At 59.1% G+C, this 18,476-nt stretch carries 17 protein-coding genes and 1 tRNA gene; 14 read left to right on the plus strand and 4 right to left on the minus strand.

From position 1 onward, the window contains the following. Nucleotides 1–25 precede the first annotated feature (25 nt). Nucleotides 26–2,137 (plus strand): lytic transglycosylase domain-containing protein, encoded by a 2,112-nt coding sequence (locus BJF91_RS22925; RefSeq protein ID WP_234801700.1) that lies wholly within the window; start codon nucleotides 26–28, stop codon nucleotides 2,135–2,137. Between the two features lie 111 nt (nucleotides 2,138–2,248). After that, nucleotides 2,249–3,139, plus strand: coding sequence for an alpha/beta fold hydrolase (locus BJF91_RS22930; RefSeq protein ID WP_075617036.1), 891 nt, complete (start codon nucleotides 2,249–2,251; stop codon nucleotides 3,137–3,139). A gap of 70 nt (nucleotides 3,140–3,209) precedes the next feature. Here the strand turns inward: BJF91_RS22930 and BJF91_RS22935 are convergent. Continuing rightward, nucleotides 3,210–3,300, minus strand: a tRNA-Ser gene (locus tag BJF91_RS22935). Between the two features lie 868 nt (nucleotides 3,301–4,168). Here BJF91_RS22935 and BJF91_RS22940 point away from each other — a divergent pair. Continuing rightward, nucleotides 4,169–5,218, plus strand: a complete 1,050-nt coding sequence (locus tag BJF91_RS22940; RefSeq protein ID WP_075616827.1) for a porin — start codon at nucleotides 4,169–4,171, stop codon at nucleotides 5,216–5,218. A 135-nt stretch (nucleotides 5,219–5,353) separates the two neighbouring features. Continuing rightward, nucleotides 5,354–6,391 (plus strand): porin, encoded by a 1,038-nt coding sequence (locus BJF91_RS22945; protein ID WP_075616828.1) that lies wholly within the window; start codon nucleotides 5,354–5,356, stop codon nucleotides 6,389–6,391. Nucleotides 6,392–6,857: 466 nt separating this feature from the next. Here the strand turns inward: BJF91_RS22945 and BJF91_RS22950 are convergent, their stop codons facing one another. Then, entirely contained in the window at nucleotides 6,858–8,075 is a 1,218-nt protein-coding gene (locus BJF91_RS22950; RefSeq protein ID WP_139310826.1) for an NAD(P)/FAD-dependent oxidoreductase, read from the minus strand. Nucleotides 8,076–8,372: 297 nt separating this feature from the next. Between BJF91_RS22950 and BJF91_RS25390 the strand changes: the two genes are divergently transcribed. The 3 genes from BJF91_RS25390 to BJF91_RS22965 all read left to right on the plus strand — a co-directional run bounded on the left by BJF91_RS25390 (nucleotide 8,373) and on the right by BJF91_RS22965 (nucleotide 10,568). Next, nucleotides 8,373–8,726: a hypothetical protein gene (locus BJF91_RS25390; protein ID WP_075616829.1), complete on the plus strand. Its 354-nt coding sequence runs from the start codon at nucleotides 8,373–8,375 to the stop codon at nucleotides 8,724–8,726. 171 nt (nucleotides 8,727–8,897) lie between these two features. Beyond that, a complete protein-coding gene (locus tag BJF91_RS22960; protein WP_075616830.1) occupies nucleotides 8,898–9,308 on the plus strand; it encodes a PilZ domain-containing protein in 411 nt (136 codons plus the stop codon). 147 nt (nucleotides 9,309–9,455) lie between these two features. Then, nucleotides 9,456–10,568: a pyridoxal phosphate-dependent aminotransferase gene (locus BJF91_RS22965; RefSeq protein WP_075616831.1), complete on the plus strand. Its 1,113-nt coding sequence runs from the start codon at nucleotides 9,456–9,458 to the stop codon at nucleotides 10,566–10,568. Nucleotides 10,569–10,658: 90 nt separating this feature from the next. Here BJF91_RS22965 and BJF91_RS22970 read toward each other — a convergent pair whose 3' ends face one another. After that, the gene (locus BJF91_RS22970; RefSeq protein WP_075616832.1) at nucleotides 10,659–10,925 is read right to left on the minus strand and encodes an SEL1-like repeat protein; all 267 of its coding nucleotides are present in this window, start codon (nucleotides 10,923–10,925) and stop codon (nucleotides 10,659–10,661) included. A gap of 556 nt (nucleotides 10,926–11,481) precedes the next feature. On the opposite strand from BJF91_RS22970, the gene BJF91_RS22975 reads away from it, so the two are divergent. From BJF91_RS22975 to BJF91_RS22985, 3 genes are all read left to right on the plus strand, one after another. Beyond that, on the plus strand, nucleotides 11,482–11,799 hold the full coding sequence (locus tag BJF91_RS22975) for a DUF2147 domain-containing protein (RefSeq protein ID WP_075617038.1): 318 nt from the start codon (nucleotides 11,482–11,484) through the stop codon (nucleotides 11,797–11,799). Between the two features lie 172 nt (nucleotides 11,800–11,971). Further along, nucleotides 11,972–12,160 (plus strand): hypothetical protein, encoded by a 189-nt coding sequence (locus tag BJF91_RS22980; RefSeq protein WP_075616833.1) that lies wholly within the window; start codon nucleotides 11,972–11,974, stop codon nucleotides 12,158–12,160. Nucleotides 12,161–12,221: 61 nt separating this feature from the next. After that, a complete protein-coding gene (locus BJF91_RS22985) occupies nucleotides 12,222–13,724 on the plus strand; it encodes an AMP nucleosidase (protein WP_075616834.1) in 1,503 nt (500 codons plus the stop codon). 15 nt (nucleotides 13,725–13,739) lie between these two features. Here the strand turns inward: BJF91_RS22985 and BJF91_RS22990 are convergent, their stop codons facing one another. After that, nucleotides 13,740–14,720 (minus strand): lysylphosphatidylglycerol synthase domain-containing protein, encoded by a 981-nt coding sequence (locus BJF91_RS22990; RefSeq protein WP_075616835.1) that lies wholly within the window; start codon nucleotides 14,718–14,720, stop codon nucleotides 13,740–13,742. Nucleotides 14,721–14,838: 118 nt separating this feature from the next. On the opposite strand from BJF91_RS22990, the gene BJF91_RS22995 reads away from it, so the two are divergent. The 4 genes from BJF91_RS22995 (at nucleotide 14,839) to BJF91_RS23010 (ending at nucleotide 18,462) form a co-directional block, all read left to right on the plus strand. Then, on the plus strand, nucleotides 14,839–15,840 hold the full coding sequence (locus BJF91_RS22995; protein WP_075616836.1) for a glycosyltransferase family 2 protein: 1,002 nt from the start codon (nucleotides 14,839–14,841) through the stop codon (nucleotides 15,838–15,840). Nucleotide 15,841: 1 nt separating this feature from the next. Further along, nucleotides 15,842–17,365, plus strand: a complete 1,524-nt coding sequence (locus BJF91_RS23000) for an ArnT family glycosyltransferase (protein WP_075616837.1) — start codon at nucleotides 15,842–15,844, stop codon at nucleotides 17,363–17,365. Nucleotides 17,366–17,551: 186 nt separating this feature from the next. After that, complete coding sequence (locus BJF91_RS23005; RefSeq protein ID WP_083943448.1) at nucleotides 17,552–18,172, plus strand: PadR family transcriptional regulator; 621 nt, start codon at nucleotides 17,552–17,554, stop codon at nucleotides 18,170–18,172. A 2-nt stretch (nucleotides 18,173–18,174) separates the two neighbouring features. Beyond that, nucleotides 18,175–18,462: a DUF2218 domain-containing protein gene (locus BJF91_RS23010; protein ID WP_075616838.1), complete on the plus strand. Its 288-nt coding sequence runs from the start codon at nucleotides 18,175–18,177 to the stop codon at nucleotides 18,460–18,462. Nucleotides 18,463–18,476 lie beyond the last annotated feature (14 nt).

The following is an 18,476-nucleotide window of genomic DNA, read 5'->3' on the forward strand; positions in this document are numbered from 1 at the left end:
GCGCATTTTCCCGACGAGTTCGCCGATGAAACGGACATTCCTGCCGACGCTTGCCAGAACGACCGCCCTGGCGACAGGTCTGCTCGTGCTGACTTCGGCCGGCCTTTCTTGGGCGATGCCGCTGCTGGGTGACGCGGATGCGCCAACACCTGCCAGCAGGCCGGCCGCCCTATCGGCGGCCTCGACCACGTCTCCCGGCAATCCTGGCATATCCGGAGATATTACCGGCTCCATTCCCGTCGTCGCCCCCATGCCGGCCGAGCGCTCGCCGCTGAAGTCCGGGCTCGACGCGCTCTCGGCGCGCAATGGTGCGCTTGCCCTGTCCATCCGCGATTCGATGCCGCAGGGCCTCGACCGGCATATGCTGACCTGGTCGATCGCCATGTCCGGCCTGCCCGGCATTCCCTCGGCTGAAATTGCCAATGCACAGCGCGAACTGAAGGGCTGGCCGGGTCTTTCAGCCTTCCGCGCCAACTCGGAGCGGGCGCTCTACCGCGAAAATCCGCCTGCCGGTGATGTTCTGGCCGCCTTTGGCGAGACGACCCCGGAAACGCCGGAAGGCACCGTTATCCTCGCCCGCGCCCTGATCGCCAGCGGCAACCGTAGCCGCGCCATGCATCTTATCAAGGATCTCTGGCGCACATCGCCGATGGATACGCCGGTCGAAGACAGGATCCTCGCCGAATTCAGCGGACTTCTGACCCGCGCCGATCATAAGGTGCGGATGGACTACCTGATGTATCGCGGCCGTAGCGCTCAGGCCAAGCGCTTTGCAACATTCGCCGATGCGCAGAGCCTCTATGCCGCCTGGATGGCCGTCAACAGCCGCTCGCCCAAGGCGCCTGCACTAATTCAGGCGGCCGGACAGCGCTTTGGCAACGATCCAGCGCTGATCTTCATGCGCATCGAATACCAGCGCCGCCAGGACAATTACCAGGAAGCGGCCAAGCTATTGACGCTGGCGCCGCGCGATCCCGAGCGGCTGATCAATCCCGGCGAATGGTGGAACGAGCGGCGCATCGTGGCGCGCGGTCTGGCCGACGACGGCAAATATCGGCTGGCCTATCAGGTCGCGGCCAATCACAGCGCCACCGACCCTGTTGATATTGCCGATGCCGAATTTCATGCCGGCTGGTATGCCCTGCGCGGGCTGAACGAGCCAAAGGCCGCCGCCCAGCATTTTCGCCGGATTCTGGATGCGTCTAACCGACCGCTGTCGGCTTCGCGCGCCTATTATTGGCTGGGACGCACCGACGAGGCCGAGGGCAATCCGGCTGCAGCCCGCCAGGACTTCGCCCGCGCCGCAGAATATCCGGGCACTTTCTACGGCCAGCTTGCAGGCGCGCGGCTGAAGCAACCGCGACTCGATATCCGCTATCCGACCCCGACGGACGAAGATCGTCGCCGCTTTACCAGCCGCGAAGCGATCGTCGCCATCGATCGCTACAAGGCTGCCGGCTATGAATGGCGCGGAGCAAGCCTTTACCGGGCTCTGGCTGAACAATTGCAGAGCCCTGGCGAACTCGCGCTGCTGGCGTCCAAGGCCGAGCGGGCGGGCAATCATCAATTGTCGCTGCAGGTTGGTAAAACCGCCTATGGTCGCGGCATCAATGTGCCGGCGCTGGCCTTCCCGATCGGTGTGATCCCGGCCTCGGCCAATATCGCCGGCTCCGGCAAAGCGCTTGCTTATGCCATCGCCCGCCAGGAAAGCGCCTTCAATCCTGCCGCCGTTTCGGCCGCCAATGCCAAGGGCCTGCTGCAGTTGATGCCGGCCACGGCCAAAGCGGTCGCCAAGCGTCACGACATGGCCTTTTCCGCCGACCGGTTGACGCAGGACGCCGGTTATAACGCGACGCTCGGTGCCCATTATCTTGGTGAGCAGATCGACGCTTTCGGCGGCTCCTATATATTGACTTTCATTGCCTATAATGCCGGACCAAAGCGCGTGCCGGAATGGATCTCGCGCTACGGCGATCCACGCGGCATGCCGATCGACGATGTCGTCGACTGGATCGAGCGTATCCCCTTCCCGGAAACCCGCAGCTACGTTCAGCGGGTCATGGAAAACTACCAGATCTATAAGACACGACTTGGTCAGAGCGCCGATATCGAGCACGATCTTCGCTACGGCCGTTAAAGCATTTCCAGGGACAGCAGTAACCGGCTTCCCGCCCGGATATGCGCAAGCACAGCTCGGAGCAACTGGCGTCTCGGCGCGCTGCCGGCATCGACAACAGGAGTGAAGGCAGTGCAGCAGGCAGAGAGCGGATCTTTCACAGATAGAACTATTGCCGCAGCCGACGGTATCCGTCTGTTCGTGCGTGATTTTCCGGCTAGCGAAATACCTGACACGCTCGATCTGCCTCCTGTGGTGTGCCTGCCGGGGCTGACGCGGAACCACCGCGACTTCGCACCTCTTGCCGTGCATCTACAACAGGCCGGGCGGCAGGTCGTCTGTATCGATTCGCGAGGACGCGGCGGCTCAGACCGCGATCCCGATACCAAGAATTACAATCTCCTGACGGAAATGGCCGATGTCATCACCGTGCTCGACGCATTGTCGGTCGCCAAAGCTGATTTTATCGGCACGTCGCGTGGCGGCCTGATTCTGCATTTCCTCGCCGGCCTGCATCCCGACCGAATTCGGCAGATAATCCTCAACGACGTCGGCCCGGTGCTGGAAAAACAGGGGCTGATGGCGATCCGCGATTATCTAGCCGCGGGTGGCGGCCCAAAAAGCTGGGCAGAGTGCCCCAACTATTTGAAATCCGTGCATGGCCCGACCTTCCCGGCGCTCCAAGAGGCGGATTGGCAAGAAATGGCGATTGCGCTTTATCGCGACGAAAATGGCGTTCCCATTGCCGATTACGATTCGGCCATCGCCGGTCAGATCGCCAATATCGATTTCAGCCAACCGATCCCCGACCTATGGGCACAATACCAGGCGCTTGTCCCCTACCCGCTTTTGATTCTGCGTGGCGAGCATTCGCAACTGCTGTCGATTGAAACCGTAGAAGAGATGCTTGCGCGGCACCCGAAGGCGAAACAGTCCACGGCTCAAGGCCAAGGCCATGCGCCCCTGCTGCACCTGACGCAACTTGCCGCCGAAATCACGGCATTTCTCGCGCAAGGCGGTTGAAAAACACGCGATGAAGACACCAATCAGCTCTTGCAAACATTGGACCATGATACTGATTTTATGAATTTGATGGCGGAGAGGATGGGATTCGAACCCACGATACGCTTTTGACGTATACTCCCTTAGCAGGGGAGCGCCTTCGACCACTCGGCCACCTCTCCGGTGCGGTCTGATTATGTCGTCATAGATTCGATTGCAAGCGCTTTTCGCGTTCTTTCCCGGATAAAGCTTCTATTGATCGAAGGGGTATCAGCATTTCCACGGAAATCAGGAACCGGCTGACCATCCAGAATGCGCAAGAATGAAATGCACGAGTGAGGAGCCGCGAGTTCGCCGGCCGACCGGCTCCCCTTATAGAGAGACACTCCTGATCGTGTCAGCGACGAGGATCACACGGCCCTAGCAAGCGTCAGGCAATGATCCTCCTGTTTGGTAGAATCTGTTTTGAATCCTCCAAAAGACACAACGGAGCCGACTCGCGTCCTGGACTTTTCACCTTGCGACTCGAAAACCGGTCCGACCGAAGAGCGAGAATCACAGCCGTCTAAAATAGAATCACCTGCCATTTCCACAGGCCGGCGTCCGATTTTGCGACAAAGCCGCCTGCAGCAAGAGAACGAATAGAATGCTCTCCCTCCGCCGGGACCATGACAAACGACCGGCAAATGTCGTTCCGCGACCTCGAATCGGCGGCTATTGCCGTATTTGGACACAACATGAAATTCACGTCGGGCCTCAATCAGTCGCGGCTAATCGTTGTTTTTCAAAGATTTTCTTAACAAAACGTAAACGAGACAGTCCTGCATGAGGCCACTTTGTGTCCTTTCAGCAACATCATTTCGGGAAGGCTATGGCGAAACCGGTCGCTTTGCTGTTTGTCGATTGCAAGCGCGGCAACGTTTTGTATTTTCAAATCCAGAAGCGAGGCGGTGGATCGTCCGTTTCAAACGTAAACGGGAATGGGGGCAGGAAACGCTGTCCTTCAGCCAAACAAGCCCAGACCCTATTGAAACTTGACTGGAGGTCATTATGAACATCAAGAGCCTTCTTCTCGGCTCCGCTGCGGCTCTCGCAGCAGTATCCGGCGCCCAGGCTGCTGACGCTATCGTCGCTGCTGCTCCGGAACCCGCTGAATACGTCCGCGTTTGCGACGCCTTCGGTACTGGCTATTTCTACATCCCCGGCACCGAAACCTGCCTGCGCGTTAAGGGCTACGTTCGTTTCGAAGTTCAGGGCAACAGCAACGACGGCGACTCGTCCTGGGCTGGTACCCGCGACTGGAACGCTCGTACCCGCGGTCTGGTAACCTTCGACGCCAAGAACGACTCTGAACTCGGCACGATCGGCTCCACCATCACTGTCCGTACCTGGGCTGATGAAAACGGCGGCAGCCTCGAACTCGACGAAGCCTTCATCACTGTTGCTGGCTTCCAGGTCGGTGAGTTCTACAACTACTTCGATACCGGCCTGTCTGGCGAAACCGACGACCTGGGTTCGAACCGTCTGAACTCGATCGCTTACAACTACAAGTCTGACACCTTCTTCGCCGGCATCGCCGTCGACGAACTGACCGGCTTCTACAGCCGTTCGCGTGACCTCAGCCAGGCTGATCCTTACGGCAAGAACAACCGCGTTGGCGTTGAAGGCCAGGTTGGTGCGACCTTCGGTCCGATCACCGCTACCCTGCTCGGCGGCTGGGATGCTGCTGCAAACGACGGTGCCGTTCGTCTGCTCGCTACCGCAAACGTTGGTCCTGGTGTTCTCGGCGTTGCCGGCCTGTACTCCACCGGCGCTTCTGCATACTACGACAAGGCTGAGTGGACTGTTGCTGCTGAATACGCTGCAAAGATCACCGACCGCCTGACCCTGACGCCTGGCGTTCAGTACTTCGCCAACACCCAGATCACCAGCACTTCTGGTGATTACGGCGGCCGTGACATCTGGAAGGGTGGCCTGACGCTGGACTACAAGCTTGCTGAAGGTCTGACCACGAAGGTTTCCGCTCAGTACCAGGATCATGCCTGGAGCAACAACGACGACGTATGGTCCGGCTTCGTTCGCCTGCAGCGTTCGTTCTAATTATCTCGTAAGAGATAAAAAGATTGTCCAGGCCCCGTTGGGATACGGGGCCTGGTCAGTATGCCGGGGGGCACACTACAAGAGCGGTTGATAGAGAGTTGTCTCTATTTCCTAACGACAAACTGGAGATCAAACATGAACATCAAGGGCCTTCTTTTCGGCTCCGCTGCGGCTCTCGCTGCAGTATCCGGCGCTCAGGCTGCCGACGCAATTGTTGCCGCTGCCCCGGAACCAGCTGAATACGTTCGCGTTTGCGACGCTTTCGGCACTGGCTACTTCTACATCCCCGGCACTGAAACCTGCTTGAAGATGAGCGGCTACGTTCGTTTTGAAGTTCAGGGCGCAAGCAACAACAGCCTCGGCCAGGACCGTAACTGGAACGCTCGTACGCGTGGTCTGTTGACCTTCGACGCCAAGAACGATTCCGAACTCGGCACGATCGGCTCCACCATCACTGTCCGTACCTGGGCTGATGAAAACGGCGGCAGCCTCGAACTCGACGAAGCCTTCATCACTGTTGCTGGCTTCCAGATCGGTGAATTCTACAACCCTTGGGATAGCGATCTGTCCGGCGAAACCGATGATATCGGTTCGAACCGTCTGAACTCGATTGCTTACAAGTACAAGGCCGACAACTTCTTCGTTTACGGCTCCGTTGACGAACTGACCGGTTACTACAGCCGTACCCGCGACCTCAGCCAGACGGATCCGTTCAGCAAGAACGACCGCGTTGGTCTCGAAGCTCAGGTTGGCACGACCTACGGCCCGATCACCGCGAACCTGCTTGGTTCCTGGGACTTCGCAACCAACAACGGCGCTGTCCGTGGTTTGGCAACGGCTGAAGTTGGTCCTGGCGAATTCGGCATTGCCGCTATCTACTCGACCGGCGCAAGCGCTTACTACGACCTTGGCAAGTGGACTGTTGCTGCTCAGTACGCAGCAAAGATCACCGACAAGCTCAGCCTGACCCCTGGCGTCCAGTACTGGAACGAAACCCAGGTTGACTCGACCGGCGATTACTTCGGCCGCGACATCTGGAAGGCTGGTCTGACGGTTGACTACAAGCTGGCTGAAGGCCTGACCACCAAGGTTTCGGCTCAGTACCAGGACCACGACTGGGACGGCAACGACGACGTATGGACCGGTTTCGTACGTCTGGAACGCAAGTTCTGATCTGATCAAGATCGTCTGACGATCTTAGCCTCCGGGTTCGCGCCCGGAGGTTTTTTATTGTCCGCACTGCTGTTTAAAGCGGGCTTGTTTGCGGATTTTTCGGACGCGAGATCACGTCGCATTTATCCTGGACATGCTCTCAGCCCAGTGCATGATTCCTTAAATGGGAACAGCGTCCTTAGTGTGCGTTAGAAAACGTACGGCGCTGTGGCGCAGATGCTTTGAAGATGAACTTGGCAGGGCAAAGCTGCCTTCAAGTGAACAACGGTGTCTCAGCACGTCTCGAAGCGCTTGGATGCGCCACACAACGGGCATTCTGACATCATTATCGAATCCTGCCCCTCCCGGCCCTGAGCAGGTCAAGGCTCAGCCCGCAGAAACGAGGCCTGACTTCCAGACGAACGACAATGTCAGCATCTAACGCGTGGCCAAACCGGTTTGATTCGGACAATCGAGAGGACAGCCTCTAAGCCAGCAATTGCTTCAGGTCGGCATCGGGATTGGCAACCACGCGTGGGTCGGCCTCACGGCCCATCTCGAGCAGCTTCTTGCCCGCCACATAGGCCTTCGCGTCATTGATGGCATCGACGGCAAGGAAACGCCCTTGGCGATAATACCAGACGGAGAGGCTGCCTTCTCGCTGGCCGCGCCGGGTGATCGTCTCGTCATATCCGAGATTGAGGCCGGCGGTTTGCAGTTTCAGGTCATACTGATCCGACCAGAACCAGGGCTTGGGTCGATAAGGCACCTCTGCGCCGGCAAGGACGGAGGCAACCGCTTCGCCTTGGTCGACGGCGTTCTGAACCGATTCCAGCCGCACGCTCCCCTCGCCCCAAGGCAGCAGCGCACAATCGCCAGCCGCGAAAATATCAGGGTCCGAGGTGCGCGCCCTGTCGTCGACGACGATGCCGTTCTGCACTGCAAGTCCTGCGGCACGTGCCAAGCCATCATTGGCGGTCGCACCAATGCCGACAATCACCAGATCTGCGTCAAGCAGAGTTCCGTCAGACAATTCGGCTCCCGTAACGGCTCCGTCCATTCCAATCAGCCGCTTGAGGCCAGTTGTCTCGCGGATCGTCACTCCGTGCGCCTCATGTACGGCCCGAATGGAACTCGCGGTCTCCCTGGCGGCGACCCGTGCCAAGATCCGATCCGCCATTTCGATCAGGGTTACCTCAAGCCCGAGATGGCGAGCAACAGCGGCAGCCTCGAGACCGATATACCCACCGCCAATGATCAGCAGCTTGCTACCCGGCTTCATAACGGTGGCGAGATGATCCGCGTCTGCCTTGTCGCGGATCGTGTAGACGCCGGCAAGCGTGCCGCCGATCTCGCCAGGCAGGTGGCGCGGCGTCGATCCGGTCGCCAGCACAAGCTTATCGTAGGCGAGCAGCGAACCGTCTTGAAGCCGCAATTGTTTGGCGACGCGGTCGAGTTCCTCGACCCAGGTGGAAAGTCGCAAGCCGATCCGATTTTGCTCGTACCATTCCGGCGGGCGCAGCAACAGTCGGTCGAAGGTCATCTCGCCAAGCAGGTATTTCTTCGACAATGGCGGCCGCTGATACGGCAGGTCGGGCGCAAGGCCAACCATGGTGATCGGTCGCTGATCATCAAGCGCGCGCAGCTTGGCTGCCACGGAAAAACCTGCTTGGCCGGCGCCGACAATCACCAAAGTATTTTCCACGTACACGCCTCCTTGCGCCATCATCTGAGCCTACCGGCTGTCATCAGGGCATCTTTGCCGTCAAGGGGTAATTAGCTGGGCTCTGGCCGTCAAGCTTAGCAGGGCTGAACATGCGAGACCGACCGGTCAAACATTCGGGACCAGGTAGGCTCTTACCCGAAACCGTCTCAGCATGGCACTTTCTCACAGCTGGAACGCGGCGCCAGTGGTTTGACAATTTTATCGGTCAAGTGGGGCAAACCATTAGGAAACCTGCGCTAAACTGGGTTCTCAAGAAGGAGAGGAAGGAGCGGTTCCATGCCGTTGCAGAACAGCCCTGACGCAAAAAAAGACATTCCGCGGGACCGTGTCTATCAGAAATTCACCATAGACCGTCCAGGCAGAATCATTTTCGTCGGCCATCACCTCAGCACCAAAACCACCGTGCGATGCCTGATCCGCCGGATCTCGCTGCATGGCGCGGAATTGGAAGTCAGTCGCTTCCTGCCGGTGCCAAAGAATTTTTTTCTGGAGATCCTCGGCATCCGCGACGAAATCGGCTGCACAATAATCCACCGCGAACAAGAAAAGGTGCTCGTCGGCTTCAACATGCTGATCGACCCGGAATTTCTTCATCACGTCGTAAAGCTGTCATTCGAGTTTGGTCAATAATGGCACAGCCATCATTTGCCGCAACCCTTTAAGGTTGCATCTATTCTTCGAATTCTTCTTTTAGTTTCTAAACTTGGCGAACTAGGTTGGATTTGATTGAATCAGTTCAACACTCTGCAACACCCCTGCGGCACAATTTAGTGCATAGACCGAACGATCCGAGGACACATCATGCAGCAGGGAACCCATCTGGCGACAGTGACGTCCGAAATGTACGAGCGGCGCTGGGACCGGTTTCAGGTCCGCAGGCCGGCACGCATCATGGCGGTCCGGCCAGGCCTTAGTGGCGTAACCATGCGAAGCGCGACGATCCTCGATATTTCCCGCGGTGGTGCCGGCCTTGAACTGGATACGGGCATCGGTTTGGGCAGCCATTATTATCTGGAAGCGCTCGGTATCGCGAGCCGGATCGGTTGCGCCGAAGCCTATCGCAACGGCAATCGGGTCGGGGTGAAATTCCTGATGCCAATTTCCGAAGTATTGCTGCAGCGGATCATCCGCACGGACTTTGTGATGAGCGCCGCCGACAAGGACAATGCAGGCAAGACCGTTGCGCCCGGCATGGGCAGGATGGCGCGCTAAAAGAGGGGCAACCGTTTTTCACTGCCTCGGCAGGCACAAGCCGAAGCATTTTCCATCAGCCTTCCCAATCGCAGAGTTACAGGCCTTGGCGAAGGGAACCTCGCTTCCTATCCTCAGCATCATCGATTCGCGCCAGGGGCTAGGTTCATGTCCACGTTTTCGCGGTTTACGCCGCTCGCCTGCAGTCTTCCCGCAATCGTTCCCTTTGTCGGTCCAGAAGCGATCGAGCGTCAGCGTGGTCTGCCCATCCGGGCTCGCATCGGCGCGAATGAGAGTGGTTTTGGTCCCTCCCCTAGAGTGGTCTCCGCTCTGGCTGCTGCCTCGCAAGACATCTGGAAATATAGCGACCCTGAGAATTTCGGGATCAGGACGGCGCTGGCTGCGCACCACGGTCTAAAGCCCGAGCAGTTCGCCATTGGCGAAGGCATCGACGCCTTGCTTGGGTTGATCGTGCGCCTGGTGATCGAGCCAGGCCTACCGGTCGTCACCTCACTCGGCGGCTATCCGACATTCAATTTTCACGTCAACGGTTTCGGCGGGCGACTGGTTACCGTTCCCTATGTCAACGATCGTGAAGATCTCGAAGGCTTGCTTGCCGCCGTCAAACGGGAAGATGCACCGCTTGCCTATCTCGCCAATCCCGACAATCCAATGGGAAGCTGGCATACGGCTGAGGATGTCATCGCCTTTGCGCGGGCCCTGCCTGATACCTGCCTGCTGATCCTGGATGAGGCCTATGGCGAAACCGCCCCGGCTGGGGTCATTCCACCGGCGGATGCGCTGATCGACCTGCCAAATGTGCTGCGGATGCGCACCTTTTCCAAGGCCTATGGTCTGGCTGGCGCCCGGGTCGGCTATGCGATCGGCACGCCCGGCACCATCTCGGCCTTTGACAAGATCCGCAATCATTTCGGCATGGCGCGCTCTTCGGTCGTGGGGGCTCTCGCAGCACTTGAGGATAAGAACTATCTGACCGAGGTCGTCGCCAAAATCGCAGATGCCCGTGCCCGCATTGCAGCCATCGCCGAAAATAACGGTTTGAAGCCGCTGCCTTCAGCCACCAATTTTGTCGCTGTGGATTGCGGCCGCGACGCCACCTTCGCACGGGCGGTGGTCGATGGACTGATGCAGCACGGCGTTTTCATCCGCATGCCGGGCGTCGCGCCGCTCAATCGCTGCATTCGCATCAGCGCAGGGCTGCCTGCCGATCTCGACCTTCTGGAACAGGCTTTGCCGCAAGTGCTGAAGGGCCTGCGTTAAAGCAGAAAACCGCCGCACAACAAAAGACCGCGCCGGCCTTGTTTCTGCCGGTCGCGGTCAATTTGTGAGTGAATGGATGAAGGCGGTGGATCAGTGGGAGGTCATCCATTCACGGGCTTCGCGCAAGGCTTCAGCCAGTTGGCTCTTGCTCATCGTTGCCGCCAGATCGGCCCTGAGGCCAACCGAGCGGTCGCAGCCCTTGATAGCGGCGACATTGAGCCACTTGTGGGCGGCAACCAGATCCTGGTCGCAGCCACGGCCGGTGGCATACATCAGGCCCATGATGCGAAAGATATCGGCCTTCGGCTGGCTGCCAAGCGTGGCCATATCGTCTGCCTGCATATCGAAACGTGCCATGGTCCTGTTCCTGTCCTTCTTGACGTGGTCTTTTGTTTTTTCTCCTCTTCCTCCGGCCGGTTCACCGGCGCGGAGAAGAGAGGCAAGTCCCTGTTTTTATGTCTGAACCGTCACCCGCCTTGCGATCTTGCGTCGCTTGTTCGGCAGCTGCGGTGCGGCAGGTTTTCCCTGCTCGTTTGATAGGTTCAGTATGCAGCGGCGGTTTCAAAATGGCCTTAAAAGGCGTGCTTAACGGGTCGCAAACAGCGCCTAAACCCTTTATCAACTTGTGTTTTTGTTAAGCATCACAAGGGCCGGTTTCCCGGCAAATAGAGGTTAATTTTACCGATCTTTTACGGTTGTGATTTAACCCTTTGTTGACCACGATCACGATGTCTGAAAAATCGATGCGGATTTCTGTCTGCGCGGCAAACGCCTCAATGATGGCAACAGCGCTATTTACCTTTACGTGCGCGTCATTTAATTTCGCAGTCCTGTCGCCCGACGAGACGATCGGGAGCGGAGGATCTTGGAGGATAATATGAAAATCACCCTGCTAGCTGCGGCAGTCGCGGCTATGACCGTCACGACCATGAGCGTCACCGGCGCCTTTGCAGCTGAGCCAATCGAAGGCAAATGGAAGACGGCCAGCGGAGAAACCGCCGAAATTGCCACCTGCGGCACCGCCTATTGCATCACCCTGAAGACCGGCAAGCATGCCGGCAAGCAAATCGGCAAGCTCAGTGGCTCGGGCGCAAGCTATACCGGCGAAGTCACCGATCCCGATGCCGACAAGACTTATTCAGGCTCGGCCAATGTGCAAGGCAAGTCGCTCAATCTGAAAGGATGCGTGCTGGCTGTACTTTGCAAGAGCCAGACCTGGACCCGGATGTAATATGCTGTTTCCGCGCCGGATCGAACCGGCGCGGAACCCGGCTGTCGGCAACGCGGGTCGCTCACCTCGCAACAGCCGTTTTGGACGCGCGAAAAGCTTTTTGCCCACACCTGTTCAGTTTCGCGACAGGTAGATCGCCTTATAGTAAAATTCCAGCTATCGGGGGATGTAAATGACAGAGATTGCGTGGCGGTTGACGGCAGTGACACTGATCATGGCGCTGTTTGCAGCGGCCTTTTCCATGATTGTTTCCAACCATTCGCGCACGCCTTACAGCCTTAGCAGCGGCATGTCGCAAGACAGAGGCTTTATCCCAGGCAACAACGGTTTTACCGGCGTAAATTCCGCTGTATCGGGATAAAATCCTGTCGCCGGCGCAATCGTGTCGTTTGCTTGTTATCGAGACCGTATTATAAAGTCTCATGAACAATAGAATCGTCACATCCATTCCTGCCCATGTCATCAGCCCACCGGCCTCCGAGGCACGGGTTTTTACCGATGCGGCCGAAGCGGTCGATGCGATCACTGAGATCTACGAGCGCAACACAGCTTTCCTGATCGATGCCTTTACCGCGCTTGCCAATGGTGCGCCAATTGAGGGACGCTACCGCGCCTTCTACCCCCAGGTTAGCCTCGAGACCAATAGCTTTGGTCATTTGGACACGCGCCTGTCCTATGGCCATGTGACGTCGCCAGGCGTCTACACGACGACGCTGACCAATCCGAAACTGTTTCGCCATTACCTGAAGGAACAGTTGAGTCTGTTGATGCGCAATCACCAGGTGCCGGTCACGGTCAGCGCATCCACAACACCGATCCCTCTGCACTTTGCCTTTGGCGAGGGCGCCCATGTCGAGGCCTCGGCAGCAGGCTTTTCCGACATCCAGCTGCGCGACATCTTCGACACGCCCGATTTGACGACCACCGACGACGAGATCGCCAATGGCGAATACGAGCCGCCGGCCGGCGAGCCCTTTCCGCTGGCGCCGTTTACCGCGCAGCGGATTGATTATTCGCTGGCGCGGCTGTCGCATTACACTGCGACCAGCGCCAAGCATTTCCAGAATTTCGTGCTGTTCACCAATTACCAGTTCTATGTCGACGAATTCTGCGCCTATGCCCGCACGCTGATGGCCAATGGCGGCGATGGCTATACCGCGTTTGTCGAGCCGGGCAATATCGTGACCCAGGCCGGCGAAACCGCGCCCTCGTCGGGCACACCGCTCGGAAGGCTGCCGCAGATGCCGGCCTATCACCTGAAGATGAAGGGTCATGCCGGCATCACCATGGTCAATATCGGCGTCGGCCCCTCCAATGCCAAGACGATCACCGACCATGTCGCCGTGCTACGGCCGCATGCATGGCTGATGCTCGGTCACTGCGCGGGCTTGCGCAACAGCCAGCGGCTCGGCGACTACGTGCTCGCTCATGCCTATGTGCGCGAGGACCATGTGCTGGATGACGACCTGCCGGTTTGGGTGCCGATCCCGGCGCTCGCCGAAGTGCAGTTGGCGCTCGAGGATGCGGTTGAGGAAATCACCGGCTACGAAGGTTTCGAACTGAAGCGGATCATGCGCACCGGCACGGTCGCGACCATCGACAACCGGAACTGGGAATTGCGCGACCAACGCGGCCCGGTGAAGCGACTATCCCAATCGCGCGCCATTGCGCTCGACATGGAATCGGCCACCATCGCCGCCAATGGCTTCCGCTTCCGGGTGCCCTATGGCACGCTCCTCTGCGTTTCCGACAAGCCGCTACATGGCGAGCTGAAACTGCCGGGCATGGCGACGGCCTTCTACAAGACCCAGGTCAGCCAGCATTTGCAAATCGGCATCCGCGCCCTGCAGAAGCTTGGCGCCATGCCGCCCGAAAAACTGCATTCGCGCAAGCTCAGAAGCTTCTTCGAGACCGCATTCCAATAATTCGCCTGCACGCGGTCAGACGTTCCGATCTCGCGATGGAAACAAAGCGTGCAGCGCCAGCGACAGAGCGGCGCTGATCAGGGCCGAGACGATCACGATCAGGTGCAGATTGACGGCGGCCTTGGCGAGGCCGTCCATATCGTCGACGGCACCGAGCGCGGCAGCACCGGCGACGATGCCGGCCGGATAGGTGCCAACGCCCGCCGGCGCGTGAAACGGCAGGACCGAGGAAAGTTCACCGCCAAGCGCGCCACCGAAGGCCGCGGCAAGCGGTGTGACCTGCATCAGACTCAAGACCCAGGCAAAGACCAGAACCTTGGTACCCCAGGTGACGACCGTCATTGCCCAGGCACGCAGGAACGCGGCCTTATGGGCGGGAAGCCCGGCCTCGACACCTTCGACCATCGACAGCAGCTTTCCGGAAAATCGGGCCTTGGCAAAAGCAAGCACCGGACGTTTCAGCGCAAAGCCTATCAGCGGCAGGATCAGGAACACGGCCCAGGCGAGCCAAAGTGTCAGGCCCCAGCCGGACAGCAGCGGTCTGACCAGCACCAGGCCAAGCCCGCCAGCTGCCAGCAGCGCGTGCAGGTCGAGCAGACGCATGACCAGCAGGGCAGACGTGCCCGACAGCAGCGGCACCGCAAATTCTGAGCGCATCAGTAAGGGAAAACTGGTTTCGCCACTTCGGAACGGCAGCAGGATATTGAGAAGATTATGAACCTGGGCGAGATGAAACAGTGCCGTGAACCGGCCTGCAGTCTCCTTGGGGAAGTAGTCGTAAATCCGCCAGGCGCGCACCAATGCCGTCGAGACCAGCAGGGCGAGCGCCAGCACCACCGTTGAAAAACCGAGAGCCCGCCATTGTCCAAGCACCATCGCCCAGCCCCAGATGGCTTCCACAAAAACGCCATAGGCGGCGATGGCCACGAAGGCGATCAGCGACACGCCGTGGCGTTTTATCCACGATTTATCGTAGCTTTGCTGGATTGAGGTCATTGCCCTGTCAGTTCCGAATTGCGTGGCAGCGCCGGTTCCTATAACACCCGCAGGTGTAAAGGCCAGTCTTTTTCCGGAGTTCCCCGTGCCTGCAGATGCGCCGCAAGATCGTTTCGCCATGACCGGCGAAAGCCCCTCCACCTCTCCCACGGAGCCCTCCATCGAGCTATCGGTCGTCGTGCCCTTCATGAACGAGGAGGACAATATCGGCCGGATGATCGAGCGGGTGATGGCGGCCCTGAAGGATTTCGGCAAGCCGTGGGAACTGATCGTAATCGACGACGGCTCCACGGATCAGACGCTGAACCGCGCCCGGGCCTATCTCGGCCGCGAGGGCCTCGACCTGAAGATTATCGAATTCCAGCGCAATTTCGGCCAGGCGGCTGGCCTGCAGGCCGGGTTCGACGCAGCGCGTGGCCGGTTGATCGCATCGCTCGACGGCGACCTGCAGAACGATCCGCATGACATTCCCGGTATGATTGACGAGCTTGAGAGCCGTGATCTCGACCTGCTCTGCGGCTGGCGCAAGGCCCGCCAGGACGCGCTCGTGCTGCGCAAGATCCCGTCGTGGTGCGCCAACCGGCTGATCGGCAAGGTCACCGGCGTCAAGATCCATGATTACGGCTGCGGGCTGAAGCTCTATCGCGCCCATATCATCAAGCAGATCAGCATCATGGGTGGCATGCACCGGTTCATCCCGGCCTGGGTGGCGAGCGTGATCCCGTCCTCGCGGATCGGCGAGACCGTGGTCAATCATCACGCACGCCAGTTCGGCACATCGAAATACGGCATTTCCCGCACGGCCCGCGTCGTGCTCGACCTACTGGCCGTGCTGTTCTTCATGCGCTTTCGTCAAAGGCCGGGCCATTTCTTCGGGATGATCGGCTTCTTCATCGGTACGCTCAGCGCGCTGATCCTGTTCTACCTGTTCGTCATCAAACTGATGGGCGAGGATATCGGTACGAGGCCGCTTCTGCTCGTCGGCGTCATGTTGTTCCTCGCGTCGATCCAGATGATTACGACAGGCATCGTCGCGGAAATGCTCACCCGCTCCTATGACGCGCCACGCGCCTATGTGGTGCGCAAGACCTACCGGACAGTTGAAAACGGGAACGGCTGAGATGATCTCGACGCTCCGGCAAAAGCCCGCCTCGCTTTTCCTGCTGCTGGGCGCCTATTTCATCGTTCAGGTGCTGGTGCGGCTTGCGCTGCCGGCATCGCTGGAGCTCGACGAGGGCCAGCAACTTTATTACGCGCAGTGGCTGTCGGTGGGCTATGACAGCCAGCCGCCCTTCTACAACTGGATACAGCACGGGGTGGTCGAACTGCTCGGCCCAAACAGGCTTTCGCTGGCGCTGCTGAAAAACCTGATGTTGTTTGCAAGCTATGGTCTGGTGGCGCTCGCCGCAGCCCAAGTGCTGAAGAGCCGCGATCTCGTCATCATCACCTGCCTTAGTCTGCTGACAATGCCGCAGGTGAGCTTTGAGGCGCAGCGCGACCTGACCCATACCGTCGCGTTGATCTTTTGTACGGCTCTGTTTGCCTTTGCCATGCTGCGCACGCTGAAGGCCCCGAGCGCGTGGAGCTATGCGCTGACCGGCGTTGCGATCGGCTGCGGCTTCATCTCCAAATACAATTTTGTGCTATTGGTTGCGGCAGCCCTGCTGGCGATCCTGGCTGAACCGGCCTTTCGCCGCCGCCTGTTCGACTGGCGGCTGTTGCTGACCACCGCCGTCGCCATCGCCATCGTCACACCGCATGCCCTGTGGTTCTTCCAGCATATGCAAGAAGCGACAAGCAACACGCTGGGCAAGATGACCGATGATGACCTGACGGGTATGGCGCAGATCGTGGCGGGCATGAAATCGCTCTCGACGGCCGTGATTGCCAGTGCGGCTCCGACGCTTCTGCTTCTGCTCATTCCCTTTGCCGACATTGTTGCGTCGTCGAGGCGCACACATCCACAAGCATCAATGCTGCGGTCCGGCAACGAATGGAGCCGGCTGATCGGGCGGATGATGCTGATCGTCATCGTCGCCTTGGCGTTGATGGTGCTGTTCGGCGGTGTCAGCGCCATCAAGGACCGCTGGCTTGCCCCCTGTTTCCTGCTGCTGCCGCTTTACCTTTGCCTGAAGATCGAGGCAGCAGGGCTTGAGACACCGGGCCAATTGCGCCGCTTCATGGCTGTTGCGCTTGCCATCATGGTCATCGTTCCCGCCGTGCTCTATGGGCGGGTGGTCGGCGCCGGGATCATCGGCCATTACCAGAAGCAGAACGTGCCTTACGAGCAGGCGATCCAGGCTGCGCTTGCCTCCTCGCCCAGCCGGCCGATCTTGGTATTGACCAGCGACCAGCAGATGGCCGGCAATATCCGTCTCCACGCACCCGACATTCCAGTGACGATGACCGACAACAGCGGCGTTGCGGCACCAGCAAAGTTCGATGCCCAGCATCCCCTCCTGGTGATCTGGCGCAATTTCGGCAAGCCCAATCCGCCGCTGCCACAGTCGATGAAGGACTGGATCGCCGCTTATCCCGGCCTTACAGCCCAATCCTTCGGCGAAGTCGCCCTGCCCTTCCTGCATGGCCGACCGCATTCGCTCTACTCCTTCGGCTACGCCGTCTACTATTCCACGACACCTTGATAGGATTTCCCCGGGGGAAATATTGACCCCGGTTTTCCTGAAAATACCTGCAGAAATTAAACCCTGAGTTTGTCTGGTTCGATTTGAACCGGGCAGCTTCGTGGTGGCAAAAAATGCACTGCGCCCTCTTGATTCGATTTTTCTAAGATATATCTTAGACCCATCGAAACCTATCGGAGATATACAATGCGCTTTTTTCATAGAGAGCATGGCGACGACCACGGCTCGCGCGGTTTTCATCGCGGAGTGCCGCGCGAGATGATCGAAGCCCTGCATGCCATGCGCGGCGGGCCATTTGGCCACAAGGGACCCGAGGGTCGTCATGGACGCGGTCGCGACGGCGAACGGCGGCGAATGTTCGAAGCCGGTGAACTGCGGCTGGTGCTTTTAAAGCTGATTTCGGAATTGCCCCGCCACGGCTATGACCTGATCCGCGAGATCGAGCGGCTGTCCGGCGGTGCCTATGCCCCGAGCCCTGGCGTCGTCTACCCGACCATGACGCTGCTGCTCGATATGGGCTTGGCCGAGGAACAGCAGAGCGACGGCGCCCGCAAGCTCCTCGGGATTACCGAAGCCGGCACCATCCATCTTGCTGATAATGCCGAGGCGGTAGAGGTTGCTATGGCCCGCCTAACTGCCCTTGCCAAGATGACCGAACGCACCGATGCCGGGCCGGTGCGCCGGGCCATTCATAATCTACGGACTGTCATTCATGAGCGGCTATCGCAGGACGACGTCTCGCGCGACACTCAGCTAGAGGTCGCCCGGATTCTCGACGAGGCCGCCAGCAAGATCGAAAGGCTTTGACCATGACCAAGACCATTGCCACCATCCAGACCGAAAACGGCTGGAAATATGTGCAGCAACTGTGCAAGCACTGGAGCCATAAACTGACCGTCGATCTCGGAGATCACACCGGCACCGTCACCTTCGACCAGGCCAAGGCCGTGATGACCTGCGACGAAGCCGGCCTCACAGTCACCATCGAGGCCGAGAACGAGGATCTGCTGGAGCGTTACAAGGGCGTGGTCGCAAGCCACCTCGACCGCTTCGCCTTCCGCGAGGCGCCGCTGCCCTTCGAGTGGAAGGCGGCTTAAAGCAAATACCGGAG

This window comes from Gillisella taibaishanensis (assembly GCF_001938985.1).
Taxonomy (GTDB): domain Bacteria; phylum Pseudomonadota; class Alphaproteobacteria; order Rhizobiales; family Rhizobiaceae; genus Allorhizobium; species Allorhizobium taibaishanense.